Source organism: Methanosarcina sp. UBA411 (assembly GCF_002495725.1).
GTDB lineage: Archaea > Halobacteriota > Methanosarcinia > Methanosarcinales > Methanosarcinaceae > Methanosarcina.
This window is the reverse complement of record NZ_DAGK01000002.1, coordinates 62,104-77,243: the sequence shown is the minus strand read 5'-3', so window position 1 is coordinate 77,243 and position 15,140 is coordinate 62,104. Positions and strand designations below refer to the sequence as shown.

At 43.7% G+C, this 15,140-nt stretch carries 12 protein-coding genes; 11 read left to right on the top strand and 1 reads right to left on the bottom strand.

Annotated elements, in window-relative coordinates; all coding sequences use genetic code 11:
- The first annotated feature begins 56 nt into the window (after nucleotides 1–56).
- The 9 genes from BP861_RS00710 (at nucleotide 57) to BP861_RS00670 (ending at nucleotide 10,645) form a co-directional block, all read left to right on the top strand.
- Nucleotides 57–818 carry an AAA family ATPase gene (locus BP861_RS00710; RefSeq protein ID WP_292371574.1) on the top strand — a complete coding sequence of 254 codons (762 nt, stop codon included), beginning with the start codon at nucleotides 57–59 and terminating at the stop codon, nucleotides 816–818.
- Between the two features lie 240 nt (nucleotides 819–1,058).
- Nucleotides 1,059–2,390 carry a CO dehydrogenase/acetyl-CoA synthase subunit delta gene (gene cdhD, locus BP861_RS00705; RefSeq protein WP_292371572.1) on the top strand — a complete coding sequence of 444 codons (1,332 nt, stop codon included), beginning with the start codon at nucleotides 1,059–1,061 and terminating at the stop codon, nucleotides 2,388–2,390.
- A 3-nt stretch (nucleotides 2,391–2,393) separates the two neighbouring features.
- Nucleotides 2,394–3,806, top strand: a complete 1,413-nt coding sequence (gene acsC, locus BP861_RS00700; RefSeq protein ID WP_292371570.1) for an acetyl-CoA decarbonylase/synthase complex subunit gamma — start codon at nucleotides 2,394–2,396, stop codon at nucleotides 3,804–3,806.
- A gap of 497 nt (nucleotides 3,807–4,303) precedes the next feature.
- The gene (locus tag BP861_RS00695; RefSeq protein WP_292371568.1) at nucleotides 4,304–5,368 is read left to right on the top strand and encodes a 60S ribosomal export protein NMD3; all 1,065 of its coding nucleotides are present in this window, start codon (nucleotides 4,304–4,306) and stop codon (nucleotides 5,366–5,368) included.
- Entirely contained in the window at nucleotides 5,365–6,582 is a 1,218-nt protein-coding gene (locus BP861_RS00690; RefSeq protein WP_292371567.1) for an ATP-grasp domain-containing protein, read from the top strand. The genes BP861_RS00695 and BP861_RS00690 overlap by 4 nt, the downstream gene beginning before the upstream one ends.
- 118 nt (nucleotides 6,583–6,700) lie before the next feature.
- The gene (locus BP861_RS00685) at nucleotides 6,701–7,195 is read left to right on the top strand and encodes a transcription factor (RefSeq protein WP_292371565.1); all 495 of its coding nucleotides are present in this window, start codon (nucleotides 6,701–6,703) and stop codon (nucleotides 7,193–7,195) included.
- A 10-nt stretch (nucleotides 7,196–7,205) separates the two neighbouring features.
- On the top strand, nucleotides 7,206–7,718 hold the full coding sequence (locus tag BP861_RS00680) for an HDIG domain-containing metalloprotein (RefSeq protein WP_292371563.1): 513 nt from the start codon (nucleotides 7,206–7,208) through the stop codon (nucleotides 7,716–7,718).
- Nucleotides 7,719–7,984: 266 nt separating this feature from the next.
- Nucleotides 7,985–8,620 carry an archaeal proteasome endopeptidase complex subunit beta gene (gene psmB / locus BP861_RS00675; RefSeq protein WP_292371562.1) on the top strand — a complete coding sequence of 212 codons (636 nt, stop codon included), beginning with the start codon at nucleotides 7,985–7,987 and terminating at the stop codon, nucleotides 8,618–8,620.
- 111 nt (nucleotides 8,621–8,731) lie between these two features.
- Entirely contained in the window at nucleotides 8,732–10,645 is a 1,914-nt protein-coding gene (locus tag BP861_RS00670) for a beta-CASP ribonuclease aCPSF1 (protein WP_292371561.1), read from the top strand.
- 47 nt (nucleotides 10,646–10,692) lie between these two features.
- Here BP861_RS00670 and BP861_RS00665 read toward each other — a convergent pair whose 3' ends face one another.
- Nucleotides 10,693–11,355 (bottom strand): HAD family hydrolase, encoded by a 663-nt coding sequence (locus BP861_RS00665; RefSeq protein WP_292371559.1) that lies wholly within the window; start codon nucleotides 11,353–11,355, stop codon nucleotides 10,693–10,695.
- Between the two features lie 995 nt (nucleotides 11,356–12,350).
- Here BP861_RS00665 and ftsZ point away from each other — a divergent pair.
- The gene (gene ftsZ / locus BP861_RS00660) at nucleotides 12,351–13,529 is read left to right on the top strand and encodes a cell division protein FtsZ (protein ID WP_292371557.1); all 1,179 of its coding nucleotides are present in this window, start codon (nucleotides 12,351–12,353) and stop codon (nucleotides 13,527–13,529) included.
- A 122-nt stretch (nucleotides 13,530–13,651) separates the two neighbouring features.
- On the top strand, nucleotides 13,652–15,133 hold the full coding sequence (locus tag BP861_RS00655; protein WP_292371555.1) for a dihydropteroate synthase-like protein: 1,482 nt from the start codon (nucleotides 13,652–13,654) through the stop codon (nucleotides 15,131–15,133).
- Nucleotides 15,134–15,140 lie beyond the last annotated feature (7 nt).

Genomic DNA, 15,140 nt, shown 5'->3' with positions numbered 1-15,140 from the left:
GATTGAGTGACGACAGACAATCGTCTAAGACGAAAAACAATCCAATGGGGTATTCTGTGACAAAAGTAATTGCAATAACGGGAAAAGGTGGAACTGGTAAAACAGCGGTAGCGGCTCTTCTGATCCGCTCCCTTTCCAAAAAAGGTAAGTTTCTACTGGCAGTTGATGCAGATGCAGATACTAACCTGCCTGAGACCCTTGGCTGTGAGGATGTAAAAACAATCGGGGATGCAAAGGAGTATTTACAGGCTGAAATCACCAAGCCAAGGCCTGACAATCCCGATATGAATAAAGAGGCGGTACTTAAAAGCAAGGTTTATGAGATCATTGAAGAAATGCCGGGTTATGATCTCCTGGTCATGGGCCGACCCGAAGGCTCAGGCTGTTACTGTTATGTAAACAACCTCCTCCGGGGCATTATGGATAAACTGATCACGAATTACGAGGTAGTTATCATTGATGCAGAGGCAGGGCTTGAGCATTTCAGCAGGAAAATTATCCGAGACATCGATGATCTTATTGTTGTAACAGACGCCTCTCGAAGGGGATTCAGGACTGCTGAAAGAATTCACGAACTTGTGGATGAACTGGACTCAAATGTTGGTAGAATTCACGTTATTGCAAACAAGGTTACAGATACTAACAGTGAAAAGCTTGTCAAACTGGCCGAGGATTTGAAACTTAACATGATAGGTATGATCCCACTCGACCCGAAAATCGAGGAAATGGATATAAAAGGCGTACCTCTCTTCGAGATCCCGGATGACTCGGTTGCTGCAGTAGAAATCGAAAGTATTGTAAAAAAACTGGGGTTCTAATCCCAGTTTTTTTTGAACCTCTAATATTGTAGAAGACCGTGCCGGAAAAAATGGATTCCTGTGGCCGTTTTAATGGCTTGAAACAGTATTCAAAATCATGTGAAATAATGGAATAGGATTTACTTCGCCCCAATCCTTCTTTCCATATAAGGGAAGAATCTGGAAGTAAAATCTGTATTATATCTTTATTTATACAGTCACTCATCAAAGCGGAAAACTTACGGAAAAGGTGAGGTTTACATGGCAAAGAAAGTTAAGTTATCAGAAATGACAGACATGTTCAAGGATGTAGAAATACTATCTCTTGAAGGTGTAACCATAGAAGGGGACATTGAGCTTGATCTCAGTGGACTTGGAGGCGGCTTTGACCCCATGCTTGCTGCTATCCTTGGACAAGAAAATGCAGTACTTGCACAGCACTTCGCAAGACTCGCTGGCATATTTGGTGTTCCTGTAGGCTTTGGTGGTGCCCCCGCAGCTGGTGCCTCCGCAGCTGCTCCTGCAGTTTCCCCTGCTCTGGCAGCCCCGAAATTCAAGGATCTCATTCCTTCCAAGTTTGACTTCTCAAATATAGAAGAATGGACAACCCAGATCCAGGAAGTCCCAATAGGCAACACCTCTGCAGATGGTGGAAGCCGTGGTAAGAGAGTGGTGGTTGGTGGCGAAAAAGCCCTTCCATTCTTCCCTGACGCTCCAATGCCCAACAGGAACCAGGTTACCATTGACGTATTCGACATGAGAATCGGGCTTGCAAAAGCTGTTAAGGAGAACTATGATGAGGTCATGGACAGCCCCGGAGAATGGGCAAAGAAGAACGTTGAAAAGTTCAACGCCGACATGATCACAATCCACCTGATTTCAACCGACCCGCTGGTTAAAGATACACCGGCCAAGGAAGCAGCCAAGACTGTTGAAGAAGTCCTGCAAGCTGTTGATGTGCCAATCGCAATCGGCGGTTCTGGTAACCCACAGAAAGATCCACTGGTTCTTGCAAAAGCCGCAGAAGTTGCTGAAGGCGAGCGCTGTCTTCTTGCATCTGCCAGTCTGAACCTAGACTATGCTGCAATTGCAGAAGCCGCATTAAAATATGACCATGACGTACTATCCTGGACTCAGCTGGACATGAACGCCCAGAAGGAATTAAACAGGAAGCTTATGAAGCAGTGCAACGTTCCAAGAGACAGGATCATCATGGACCCAACCACTGCCGCACTCGGTTATGGTCTCGACTACGCTTACACCAACATGGAACGTATTCGACTTGCAGCCCTTATGGGTGATGAGGAACTGACCTTCCCAATGTCCTCAGGTACTACCAATGCATGGGGTGCCCGCGAATCCTGGATGGTTAGCTCCCCACTTAAGGAAGACTCGGATTGGGGTCCCAGAGAATACAGAGGACCAATCTGGGAAATCGTTACAGGTCTCTCTCTTGCCATTGCAGGGAACGACCTCTTCATGATGATGCACCCAACTTCGGTTGCTGTCCTGAAGCACATAACTCAGACCCTTTTCGGTACAATTGAAGCAGAGCCTATTGACCTTGCTAACTGGATCGGATCGGGGGTGTAAAACATGAAAATAAACAGCCCATTAGAAGCTTACAAATACCTTCCTCAGACCAACTGTGGAGAATGTGGTGAGCCTACCTGTATGGCATTTGCCTCCAAGCTGATCGACAGATCCGGGAAGACAACAGACTGCCCACCCCTTATTAAGGAGAAGAAGTTTGCAAAGAAACTCGCAGAGCTTGACAAGCTCCTTGCCCCGGAAATTCGTGAAGTTGCAATAGGTGTAGGCGACAGAGTAGCCAAGATTGGTGGCGACGATGTGCTTTACCGTCACAAGCTAACCTTCTTCAACAAGACAAAGATGTTCTTCGATGTTACCGATACAATGGAAGAAGCTGCCCTTGTTGAAAGAGTTAAGAAAATTACTGACTACAAAAAGTTCTACGTTGGACGCAACTTGCTACTTGACGGTGTGGCAATAAGAGCTGCATCCAATGACCCTGCAAAGTTTGCAGCAGCTGTCAAGAAAGTTATTGAAAGCACAGAACTGCCAGTGATTCTCTGTTCCTTTAACCCTGCAGTTCTGAAGGCAGGACTTGAGGTTGCAAAGGACAAGAACCCTCTGCTTTATGCTGCAAACAAAGACAATTGGAAGGAAGTAGGAGAACTGGCCCTTGAATATAAGGTGCCTGTGGTAGTCTCAGCTTTCAACGACCTTGATGCACTTAAGAGCCTCGCAAAAACCTTTGCAGAAGCAGGTATTAAGGACATTGTTCTCGACCCAGGAACCTACCCAACTGGCAAAGGCCTGAAAGACACCTTTACCAACTTCCTGAAGATCAGGAGAGCAGGTATTATGGGGGATACCGAGATCGCATATCCAATCATGGCTATGCCGCTTACTGCCTGGATGTCTGGAATTTCGGACCCTATCAGTGCCTCCTACTGGGAAACAGTTCTTGCCTCGGTCTTTACCATCAGGTACGGAGACATTATGCTTCTCCACAGCATGGATCCATATGCCACCATGCCCGAAGTACACCTGGCCGAGACAATCTACACCGACCCGAGGTCTCCTGTCGCTGTGGACTCGAAGATGTACAAGGTAGGAACTCCAGACGAGAACTCCCCAGTTCTCTTCACAACAAACTTTGCTCTTACCTACTACACAGTAGAGAGCGATCTTGCCTCAAACGGCATCAACTGCTGGCTGCTTGCAGTTAACACCGATGGTATCGGTGTGGAAGCATCTGTTGCCGGTGGTCAGCTGACCGCTGACAAAGTAAAGGACGCCTTTGAGAAGTCAGGCTTTGACCTCAAGAAAGATGTTACCCACAACACCGTAATTACTCCGGGTCTTGCTGCCCGTCTCCAGGGTGACCTTGAGGACAAACTCGGTACAAAGGTTCTTGTGGGCCCAATGGACTCCGGAAGGCTCCCTGGCTTTATGGAAAAGAACTGGCCTCCAAAACAATAAATCCGAATGCGAATTGAAAACATAGATCCGTGTCTTTTGGCACGGAACTTTTTCATTTTTAAAGTACGTTTTGACCATTCATACACACGCCTCTTTCTGTTCTAGTTTTGCTTCTTCAAGAAGCTGCGCTGGATTCATCTCGGTAAATTTTATATATTTATTCATCCCATTAGGTATAGCTTCTCAGTTTTTGGTTTCCTATTAATTCTTTCTAGCCATTTGGCTATTGTGGCGTCTTATCCAAATCGTCGTATCCTGCCGTGTTAACTTTCCTTTATTTCATAGTGTAATATATGTGAATATACTTTTAAATAGCATGAGTAGGCTTAACAGGTCAATTGCTTAAGTTTATTACAGGAACTTTTCTTCCTGAGAATTTCAAAAATTACTCTTCTAGGAAGACTATTATTCAAGAAGTTTGTTCGAAAAAACTTACTCAATAAGACTTATCCAAAAAACTATTACTATTCCAAGAAGACTATAAGTAAGGATTACAGATGAATTTTATCACATGCCCGAGATGCGGCAGAGAATGTTACAGGCTCTTTGATTCAGTTTGCAAGGACTGCTTTTTTGAGACTTTCAAACTGATTGAATTGCCCCATGTACTCCATGTAAGGATATGTTCAACTTGTGGATCACACTTTCATAGAGGCCGGTGGGAAGATGTTGGTAATCTTGAAGATGTGGTGCTAAAGGCCGTAGAAGATGTCCTTTTCATCCACAACGAAGCTGGAGATGTGGAAGTTTATCTAGAACCCAGGGAGATTACGCCCTATATATATAAGGTAAGAGCCGAAGTCGATGCAGTGGTCAGGGAAGAGTCGGTGCATGCTGAAGCTGAGACTGAGGTCAGGATTCAGCGGACAGCTTGCGATATGTGCAGCAGGGAATCTGGAGGCTACTTTGAAGCAATTATCCAGATCAGAGCAGCAGGCAGGTTTCCTACTGAAGAAGAGAACAGACGCTGCATGGTTATCGCTAGAGAAGTCATGGAGAGCATGAGAAAAAAAGGCGACAGACTTGCATTTATAAGCGAGGTGGTGGAGCAAAAGGAAGGGGTAGACCTTTACATGGGTTCCATGAATGCCAGCAGGCAGCTCTGCCGGCTAATTACCTCTGAACTTGGAGGCAGTTTTTCCGAATCTCCTACTCTGGTGGGAATGAAAGATGGAAAGAACCTTTACAGGATTACCTTCTCTGTGCGTCTTCCCGAATTCAGGCCAGGAGATGTGATCAGGTTCAGAGGAAAGATTATCCAGATCAAGAGTTCCGGAAAAAAGGTTAACGGAACTTCCCTTGAGGATGGCTCCAGATTTATCTCAACCCCCGAAGAATTAAAAAGTGCAGAGAAAATAGGCAATATGGGGGATGCTGTTTTAACAGTGCTGGTTTCAATCGAAGACAATGCAATTCTAGTACTCGACCCTGAAACTTATGAGACCGTTGCCATAAAGAAGCCCATGTCGTTCAATGCAGAGGCAGGAAGCGAAATTCCTGTCCTAAAGACCCACTATGGAATCTTTGCACTGGCACATTCTGAGATTCCGCAGGCGAAATGAAAGGTCAAGAAAGAGGAAACATGCAGAATATCCTTGTAATCGGATTTAATACCCGGAATATTGTCTGCTCTGCAAGCCGGGCTGGCTATACGGTCTGCTCTATAGATGCTTTCTGTGACCTTGACCTGCAGGAATGCGCATATGCATCGACATTTCTGGAGTGCAGAACCATACAGGAGCTTCACCAGCTCGAAGCTTCCCGGATAAAGGCTCAGATGGCTGAGTTTGGGCTTGATTTTGATGCCCTTGTTCTTGGCTCAGGACTGGAAACACTTGACCATAACGAGTTTTCCTGTCCCGTACTTGCAAGCAGTCCGGATGCCATGCAGAAGGCTTCAGACAAACTTTATCTCTCAAAAAGGCTTGAAGCCCTTGGAATCCCTCACCCATGTTGCTATTCTCCGGAAGAGCTGGATGCAATAGAATATCCGGTTATGGTTAAGCCAGCTTCAGGCGGGGGAGGAATTTTCAACCGGACTGCCCGGAGCAAACAGGAGCTTTTAGCCATCCTTGAAGAACTACACGGTCTGAATCCGGAAATTACAGAAAAGACAGTTGTTATTCAGGAGTTTCTGGAAGGAATCCCCTCAAGTGTCTCCTTGCTATCTACAAAAAACGAATCGCTATCAGTGGCTGTAAATGAACAGCTAATAGGGATTTCCTGGCTATCACGGCTGCCCTTTGCTTATTGCGGAAATATAACTCCTTTCAGAACCGATCAAGCCGAGGAGATGGAATCCCTTGCTGAAGAACTGGTGCTTGACTTCAAACTCCTGGGCTCAAACGGAGTGGATTTCATAGCTTCGAAAAAAGGGCCTGTAGTACTTGAGATAAACCCGAGATTCCAGGGAAGTCTCGACACTGTCGAGAAGGCGATGAACATTAACCTCTTTGAGGCCCATGCTGGCTGCTTTAAAGGAGAACTTCCTGAAAAACCCAAAGCTAAATGTTTTGCTGCACGAGGAATTATCTACTCGGATCGAGAACTTTTTATAGACAGAAAGCTCATGGACCTCATTGTGAGGGAAAAAGGCACTGATATTCCTTCCCAGGGAACTGTTGCAGAACCTGATGGGCCTCTTACCTCCCTGTTCGCATACACCTCTACCAGGGAAGAGGCAGTTCTGTCACTTAAAAGAGGGACAAATAGGATAATGACTTTTATTGAAAACCAGAAAAATGAAAAATACCTGAGATTTGCCGAAAATATGTAAAAAATCAAAGGGTTAGAAAAGTTCAACTTTTTCTGGCTAAAAATGTTTCCGGAAAATGGGAATGTAAATTTTAATACTGGTATGTCCAATTCATACTGGTATTTTCGAGGTGAATATATTGGTTGATATGAATGACAAGGTAATTAGAGGATATCTCATGAGCCTTGTAGGGGAAGAAGGGCTGCAAATGATAGAAAGTATGCCTGAAGGCGAGGTTACGGATGAAGAAATTGCAGAAAAGACCGGGGTTCTGTTGAACACCGTAAGGAGGACGCTCTTCATATTAAACGAAAATAAATTTGCAATCTGCCGCAGGGAGAGGGACTCAAACAGTGGGTGGTTAACATACCTCTGGCGCCTGGATTTCTCTGACATAGAACACCAGCTTATGAAGGAAAAAAGAAAATTGCTCCGCAACCTGAAAACTCGCCTTGAATTTGAAGAAAACAATGTTTTCTATATGTGCCCTCAGGGATGCGTTCGCCTTCTTTTTGACGAAGCTACGGAAACCGAGTTTCTTTGCCCGATATGCGGAGAAGACCTGGTCTTCTATGATAATTCTAATTTTATTGATGTCCTGAAAAAACGTGTAGATGCTCTCAGTCCAGTGTAAGTGATCTACCTTGATTACCCGAGCCGAAGCAATAAAGCTACTTGAGGAAACTGGATGTGCTCCAAATGTAATAGAGCACTGTAAGGAAGTCGCATCGCTAGCAGTTGAGATTGCAAATAAAGCAGAAGCAGTAGGACATAACGTAAACCCGGAGCTGGTAGAAGTCGGGGCTCTTCTTCATGATTTTGGAAGATGTAAAACTCATAAAATCGATCATGCGGTAGAAGGGTACAGGCTAGCTAGAACCAGGGGAATTGAGTCAGAAATTTCCGAAATAATAAAAAGACATATCGGAGCAGGGATCTCAAAAGAAGAGGCAAAGATGTTAGGGCTACCGGAGGATGATTATTTTCCGCGAAGCCTTGAGGAAAAAATAGTTGCTCACGCCGATAACCTTGTTAAGGGAACGAGCAGAATCACTGTAGCTGAGAGAATTGCGCTCATGCATAAGCAAGAAGTGCCAGAAAATGTGATTCAGAGAGTAAATAAACTTGCTGAAGAGGTCGAGGGACTTTTTCTTTAAATTTTGGATTTTTCATGATATCAGGGATATCAGGAGACCTGAATCTCCTGTATACAAAAAGAGAGAAAATTATTTTACCAAATCTTCCTTCGAATTTAAATTTAGACGCGTTCAATAAAAAAGAGAAGGAAAACTTATATATAGCGATATTAATAATGAGATAATGAAGTGCTAAATCCTGCTATTTAAGTTAAAAATACTTACCTCACTAAAACATTTTTTTTAGCGACATTTTCTCATTTTTAACTTATTATGAGGGTATGTTTATGGATAATGACAAATATCTAAAGGGCACAACTACCGTAGGAGTAGTTTGTACCGATGGTATCGTGCTCGCAAGCGAACAGAGAGCCACAATGGGGAATTTCATCGCAAGTAAAACTGCAAAGAAGGTTTACCAGATTGACGACCTTGTTGCAATGACCACTGCCGGTTCGGTAGGGGATGCCCAGCAGCTTGTGCGGCTCGTAAATGTAGAGTCACAACTCTACAAAATGCGCAGGAACGAATCCATGACAATAAAAGGTATTGCAACTTTAATGTCAAACTTCTTAAATGCCAACCGCTACTATCCCATGATGGTTCAGCTCCTTATAGGAGGGGTTGACAAAAATGGGCCTGCTATTTACTCACTGGATGCCCTTGGAGGCAGCATCGAAGAAACAAGGATCTCGGCTACAGGTTCCGGTTCTCCTATGGCATATGGTGTGCTTGAGGACCAGTACAGAGAAGAGATGACTGTAAAAGAAGGGCTTGACCTTGCCATCCGCGCGATCCACAATGCAACCAAAAGGGACTCAGCATCTGGAGAGAATATCGATGTAGTGGTAATTACCAAGGAGGCATTCAAGAGGCTGGATCCTGAAGAAGTAAAATCCAGAAGAGCTTTATTAGCTAAATAACTTAAATTGTTGGTTTTTTTATTTTGACATTAAACTAACATCTTTTTCAACCCATTGTTTTTTCCAATATCTATATATTTTTTCATTTTTTGACAAAAAGGAAGATTTTTGATGCCTATTGAAGACGTGCTATTAGACCTCAAACAAAAAATTGAGAAAAACCTACCCGCGGGAGTTACAATTACCGATGTGGAATTTGAAGGGCCTCAGCTTGTGCTATATACTGAAGAGCCTCGCAAATTCGCAGACGACGGGAACATTATTCGCAACCTGGCAAAAGAACTTAGGACGCGGATTGCCATGCGCCCTGATCCCAGGGTGCTCGCAACTCCTGAAGACTCTATTTCTATAATCGAAGAAGTTGTTCCAAATGAATCCGGAATCTCGAGCTATTATTTTGATCCCGATTCTGGAGAAGTAATTATTGAAGCTGAAAAGCCTGGGCTTGTGATAGGTAAGCATGGAGCTACTCTCCGTGAGATCACAAAGCAGATTGGCTGGATTCCGAAGGTTGTGCGGACTCCTCCTATCAAATCCCGCACAGTTAAAAATATTAGGGAGTTCATGAGAAACAACCTCAAGGAAAGAAAAGAAATCCTTAAATCCGTGGGGAGGAAAATTCACAAAGAATGTACATCAAAAGATCAGTGGGTAAGGGTTACATCGCTTGGGGGGTGTAAAGAAGTAGGGCGGAGTTGTTTCCTGCTATCGACTCCAGAGTCCAGAATCCTTATTGATTGTGGAGTCAATGTGGGTTCGGACGAAAACATGACTCCTTATCTTTATGTTCCTGAAGTTTTTCCCTTAAACCAGATAGATGCCGTGATAGTTACTCACGCCCACCTGGATCATCAGGGGCTTGTTCCTTTGCTTTTCAAATATGGGTATGAAGGGCCTGTTTACTGCACGCCACCTACAAGGGATCTCATGGTGCTGCTTCAGCTCGACTACATCGACGTGGCCGCAAAAGAAGGGAAGAAGATTCCCTACGAGTCAGGCATGATAGCAAAAACCCTCAAACACACGATTCCTCTGGACTATGAGGAAGTAACGGATATTGCTCCTGATATCAAACTGACTTTCCATAATGCAGGTCATATTCTGGGGTCGGCTATTTCTCATTTCCATATTGGAGACGGGCTCCATAACGTAGTCTTTACAGGAGACTACAAATATGAGAAAACGCGGCTTTTTGATCCTGCTGTCAATAAGTTTCCGAGAGTTGAAACTGTCGTCAGTGAAGCTACTTATGGGAATTCTAATGCTTTCCAGCCCTCACTTAAAGATGCCGAAAGGCATCTACAGATGGTAGTTAAGAATACGGTTGAAAGGGGAGGAATCTGTGTCATCCCGGCTTTTGCAGTCGGTCGAAGCCAGGAAGTTATGATAGTGCTTGAAGAGTCCATAAGAAAAGGGCTGATTCCTGAAGTTCCGGTCTATCTGGACGGAATGATCTGGGAAGCGACGGCGATTCATGCTACACATCCTGAATACCTGAACAACGACCTTAGGAAATTGATCTTCCAGAAAGGTCAGAATCCCTTCTTATCCGAATGTTTCAAGCCTGTTGATTCACATGACATGCGCCAGAAGATAATTCAGAATCCTCATCCCTGTGTCATTCTCGCGACCTCGGGAATGATGAACGGAGGGCCGGTTATGGACTATTTCAAAGCCTTTGCCGAAGACCAGCGCAATTCTCTGGTATTTGTAGGGTATCAGGCCGACGGAACAATCGGACGCAGAATCCAGAAAGGATGGAAAGAAATCCCCATGACAGGTAAGGGCGGAAGCACCGAAATCCTGAAGCTGAACATGGAAGTCCAGGTAGTTGATGGTTTCTCAGGTCACTCCGATAGGAGACAGCTTATGGATTACGTCAAGAGGATGCAGCCCCGTCCCGAAAGGGTATTTACCGAGCATGGGGATGAAAAAGCCTGTGTTGACCTGGCAAGTTCGATTTACAAGAAACTGAAGATTGAGACAAGGGCTCTTACAAACCTTGAAACCGTAAGGTTACTGTGACCCCTTCAGGGGTCTATATTCTTTTTTTGAAAATATAATAAATTTTTTCATAACCTGAACCCATTAGCAGGCTCAAGACTTAGAAGATGTTGCATTAGCTGTCTGTGATCTCCTACTACAAGGTCTGCTCTGTCAAGCTGTGAAGGATCCAGATATGTGGGAATACCGATGCAATAAATTTCGGCTTTTTTTGCAGCTTCTACGCCCAGAATTGCATTTTCTATTACTATACATTCTTCCCTTTGGACATTAAGGAGCTCAACAGCTTTAAGAAAAGGATCCGGATAAGGTTTTGGGTTCTTAATATCGTCTCCTGTAACCACAATATCGAATACTTCGGGAAAAAGCTTGTCAATAATCTCATGAACAATAAGATGGTCAGAGCCAGAGACTACTGAGAGCAGAAAACGAGTTTTAAGGACTTCAAGGCACTCTTTCATTCCATCGAAAGCTTTCAGCTCAAAAATCCGTTTGAATTCTTGCCTGTAGATCGAGGTAATAGTTTCAAAATCATATGCTTCTGGTTCTTTTCTGGCTTTCCGGATAAGCAAAGGAAGGCCGTTCCTAGGATTTGAACCTTCAATTGCATAAATATCTCGGTCCTGAATTTCCATTCCTATGTCAAGGAAAGCCTTTTTCCAGGCTGCCGCATGGAAGGGCATGGAATCCACGAGAACGCCATCCATATCGAAAATTAATGCCTTTAACACGATTCTGACTCCAAAATTAAAAACTTGTGATTGGAATTAAGATTCCAGAGGAATAAGGTATCTGAGATCCCTAAGAATTAAAGGTAAAGTGGCTTTGAAGCCTTAAAGTTTTCCCGGAAAATTCCAGATAGGGTTTTAGCTTTAAAATGCATTTTTCGTAAATTTACATGTTTTTATGAATTTAACATATTTCTCATTGATTTAGTACTCTTTTTATGTTTTTATCACTCTATCAATTTTTAATGCACTTTCCTAACCATACTTCCCAATACAAATATACTAAAGAAATTAATTCAAAGCTTTCTATACAAATAATATTTAGGAGATAAACTGGATCCTATTGACTGTATATTTCAAATATGGAAATATTTATATTAATCTAGAAAATATTAACTCAAAAAATCTAGCAAGAGCCTCGAAATTCCTGAATAATACCGAAACAGATTTTAAGAGGGTAATTCTAGTTAAAAGTAATAATATAATCAGTCTCATTAAATTGTAAAACTCTAATTAACAGTTTCATAGAAAACAAATGACAGGACTGCATGTTAGCTCCTGAAATCAAGTGTGGCTTCAAAAGAATACAGAAAATGAGATCGAAAAATTGCCCTAACTCGAATAATCAGGAGAGCTTTGCTGAGAAAAATGAAACTTTTAACAAAAAATTAAATTGGTGTATATAAACATTTTGGTAGTCCCTCACCCTTCATCTTTGAGAAGTAAATGTTAAAGGAAGTAAAAGAGTGAATATATGAGATTTATGGGTGACATATTTAAACTTGATAAACAATTTCAGAATATTGTTTAAATAAGTCCGAAATATTTAAGTTCGGCAGAGTGCCAACTTATTAAAGATGTCGGATGAAAATCTTTGATAAGTTCTTATCGATTATCTCATAACTCCACTCAAAATATTAAAAGATATGTGGCCCCCGATGTAAAGGGTGGGGAGTCAAATGTAGCAATTAGACACAGATCCAATCGAGGGGATAGAATTGCAATCAATAGTACAGGAAGCAATGAAATTCAGCGAAAAAGAGAAGGAATATCGGAAGAATTCCTCCTCTGATGACGACTTTGAAGAATTCGGGCAACCGCGAATCATGATTGTTGGATGTGGGGGTGCCGGGAACAACACTGTAAACCGTCTCTATAACATGGGAATTGAAGGTGCGGAAACGGTCTGTATCAATACCGATAAGCAGCACCTTGATAATGTAAGAGCTGACAAGAAAATACTCGTGGGAAAAACCCTCACGAGGGGACTAGGAGCAGGCGGTTACCCCGAGACCGGAAAGAAAGCTGCAGAACTTGCAAGGGGCACGCTTGAAGAAGTATTAAAGGATGTTGACCTTGTTTTCGTAACTGCAGGGTTAGGCGGAGGTACCGGAACGGGCGTTGCTCCTGTAGTTGCTGAAGTGGCAAAAGAGCAGGGAGCAATTGTTGTAGGAATGGTCTCCAGCCCCTTCAGAGTTGAGAGGGCTCGAATCTTTAAAGCCGAAGAAGGACTTGAAGACCTGCGTAGGGCAGCCGATACCGTAATTGTCCTGGACAATAACAGGCTGCTTAATTACGTGCCAAACCTTCCTATAGACCAGGCTTTTTCTGTAATGGACCAGCTAATTGCCGAGACCGTAAAGGGAATTACAGAGACTATCACAGTGCCCTCTCTGATAAACCTCGACTACGCCGATATCAGAACTATCATGAGCTGTGGCGGAGTTGCAGTTATGCTTGTAGGTGAGTCAAAGAGCCAGGACAAGAGCACCGAGGTAGTGCGGACTGCCTTAAACCATCCCCTGCTTGACGTTGACTATAAGGGTGCAACCGGAAGTCTTGTTCATGTAACCGGTGGGCCTGATCTCAGCCTCAAGGAAGCCGAGGAAATCGCCTCCATGCTTACCTATGAACTCTCTCCAAATGCAAATGTCATCTGGGGCGCAAGAGTCCGAGAGGACTATGAAGGTAAGGTCAGGGTAATGGCCATCATGACAGGTGTGCAGTCTGCCCAGATTCTTGGCCCTCAGGCATCATCCGGGATTCTGGAGCCCAGATCCGAAGCGGACTCCGTGCAGGAAAGAAGGTTCGGAAGAATGACGGCAGACCGATTAAGGAATTCTGCAGGGCCCCTTAGAAAGAAACATGACGACTCAATCATTGATTTTATTAATTAAATCTCATATGTAAAAGCCCGAATTCTCAAAGCTGAAAAGTTCGGGTTTTTTCATCCCTTATACTTTTTACTGATGCGTTTCAAACAGATACTCTTTTTTATTAGCGCTTCTATCTAAAAAACATGAAGATTTTGATTGCAACAGGGCGGCTTGCGGAAAATACTGTCAGGAAGGCAGTCGGGAATAAAGCCGATATCCTCGTAGCTGATATTGATATTGCCGCCTTTATCACTCCTAAAAAACTGATCAAAACATTTCAGGAATCTGGACTCCCTAAAGTTTATGAACTCATTTTACTTCCAGGGCTTGTAGCAGGAAATTTTTCAAAAGCTTCTGAAGAACTGGGGTGTAAAATTCGACTTGGACCAAAGCACGCTTATGATCTTGGCTTTGTGCTCCCGTTTGCCGGAAAAATCGAGTTTTCCGAAAAAGTCCCGGCATGTGAACTTCTTGCTGATGTTCGAAAAGAGATGGCCCTTGACTTAATAAGAAAAACCGAGGAAGAAGCCTCCTCCCCTCTCACACTACGAGGTGTAAAAATCGGAGGAAAGTCTCGCATGAAGGTTATGGGAGAAATTGTAGGGGCCTTGGAAATGGATGCTCCGACGCTCCAGACAAAAATCGAAGCTTTTATCGCCAGGGGAACAGATATTATCGACCTTGGTGCTACCCTTAATACCCTGCCAGAGCAGGCTAGAAGAGTCGTATCCCTTGCAAAAAATATTACCGAGACCCCTGTAAGCATAGATACCCTTGACCCTGAACTGATACGAGAAGGAGTAGAAGCAGGTGCAGACCTTGTTCTGAGTCTCAATAGCACTAATCTTGAGACTGCAGGCCCGATTGTTGCCAGAGCAGGAATAGCAGCCGTTATAATTCCGGATGAGGACAGAAGTCTGGAAAGTCTTCTCAGAAACGTCGAAGCTGCCCGCAGGCTTGGTATTGAAAAGATTATAGCTGACCCTGTGCTTGATCCTGTGGGTCACAATATAACCGAATCCATTGTACGTTTTCATGAGTTTCACAGGATATACCCTGAGATTCCCGTGTTCTTCGGAGTTGGCAATGTAACTGAGCTTATGGATGTGGATACTATAGGAGTTAATGCCACACTCTGTGGAATAGGAGCAGAGGTTGGAGCAAGCATTCTTTTTACCCCCGAGTTCAGTGACAAGGCACAGGGTTCGATTGCGGAACTGAAAAGGGCTTCTGAAATGATGATGCTTTGTGGTATAAGAGAAAGCTCACCAAAAGATCTGGGGCTTGATCTTCTCTGCATTAAAGAAAAACGTAGGCGACCTGATTTTCCGCTCCCGGAAAATGTGATTCAAGCCAGAACTTCAAAAATCTGGCGTGTAGACCCTGCGGGTCCTATCCGCATCCGTATAGTACCTGACAGAATAAGTGGAAACGGCGGACTGATTGTAGCCGAGCATGAGAAAGCTTCAATTGTGGGAAAAAATGCTAGGGAAGTTATGGATACGCTACTTGAACTGGAATTGGTCTCCCGTCTGGATCATGCTGCATATCTGGGTAGAGAACTGGAAAAAGCCGAACTTGCCCTGCAGTTTAACAGAAGCTATGCCCAGGACGATGCATTCTGAGCATAAA

What these genes read in the sequence shown, in the direction of transcription:
- BP861_RS00670 (WP_292371561.1), top strand. Translation starts at nt 8,732, where the DNA reads ATGCCTATTGAAGACGTGCTATTAGACCTCAAACAAAAAATTGAGAAA.
- BP861_RS00690 (WP_292371567.1), top strand. Translation starts at nt 5,365, where the DNA reads ATGAAAGGTCAAGAAAGAGGAAACATGCAGAATATCCTTGTAATCGGA.
- cdhD (WP_292371572.1), top strand. Translation starts at nt 1,059, where the DNA reads ATGGCAAAGAAAGTTAAGTTATCAGAAATGACAGACATGTTCAAGGAT.
- acsC (WP_292371570.1), top strand. Translation starts at nt 2,394, where the DNA reads ATGAAAATAAACAGCCCATTAGAAGCTTACAAATACCTTCCTCAGACC.
- BP861_RS00655 (WP_292371555.1), top strand. Translation starts at nt 13,652, where the DNA reads ATGAAGATTTTGATTGCAACAGGGCGGCTTGCGGAAAATACTGTCAGG.
- BP861_RS00695 (WP_292371568.1), top strand. Translation starts at nt 4,304, where the DNA reads ATGAATTTTATCACATGCCCGAGATGCGGCAGAGAATGTTACAGGCTC.
- psmB (WP_292371562.1), top strand. Translation starts at nt 7,985, where the DNA reads ATGGATAATGACAAATATCTAAAGGGCACAACTACCGTAGGAGTAGTT.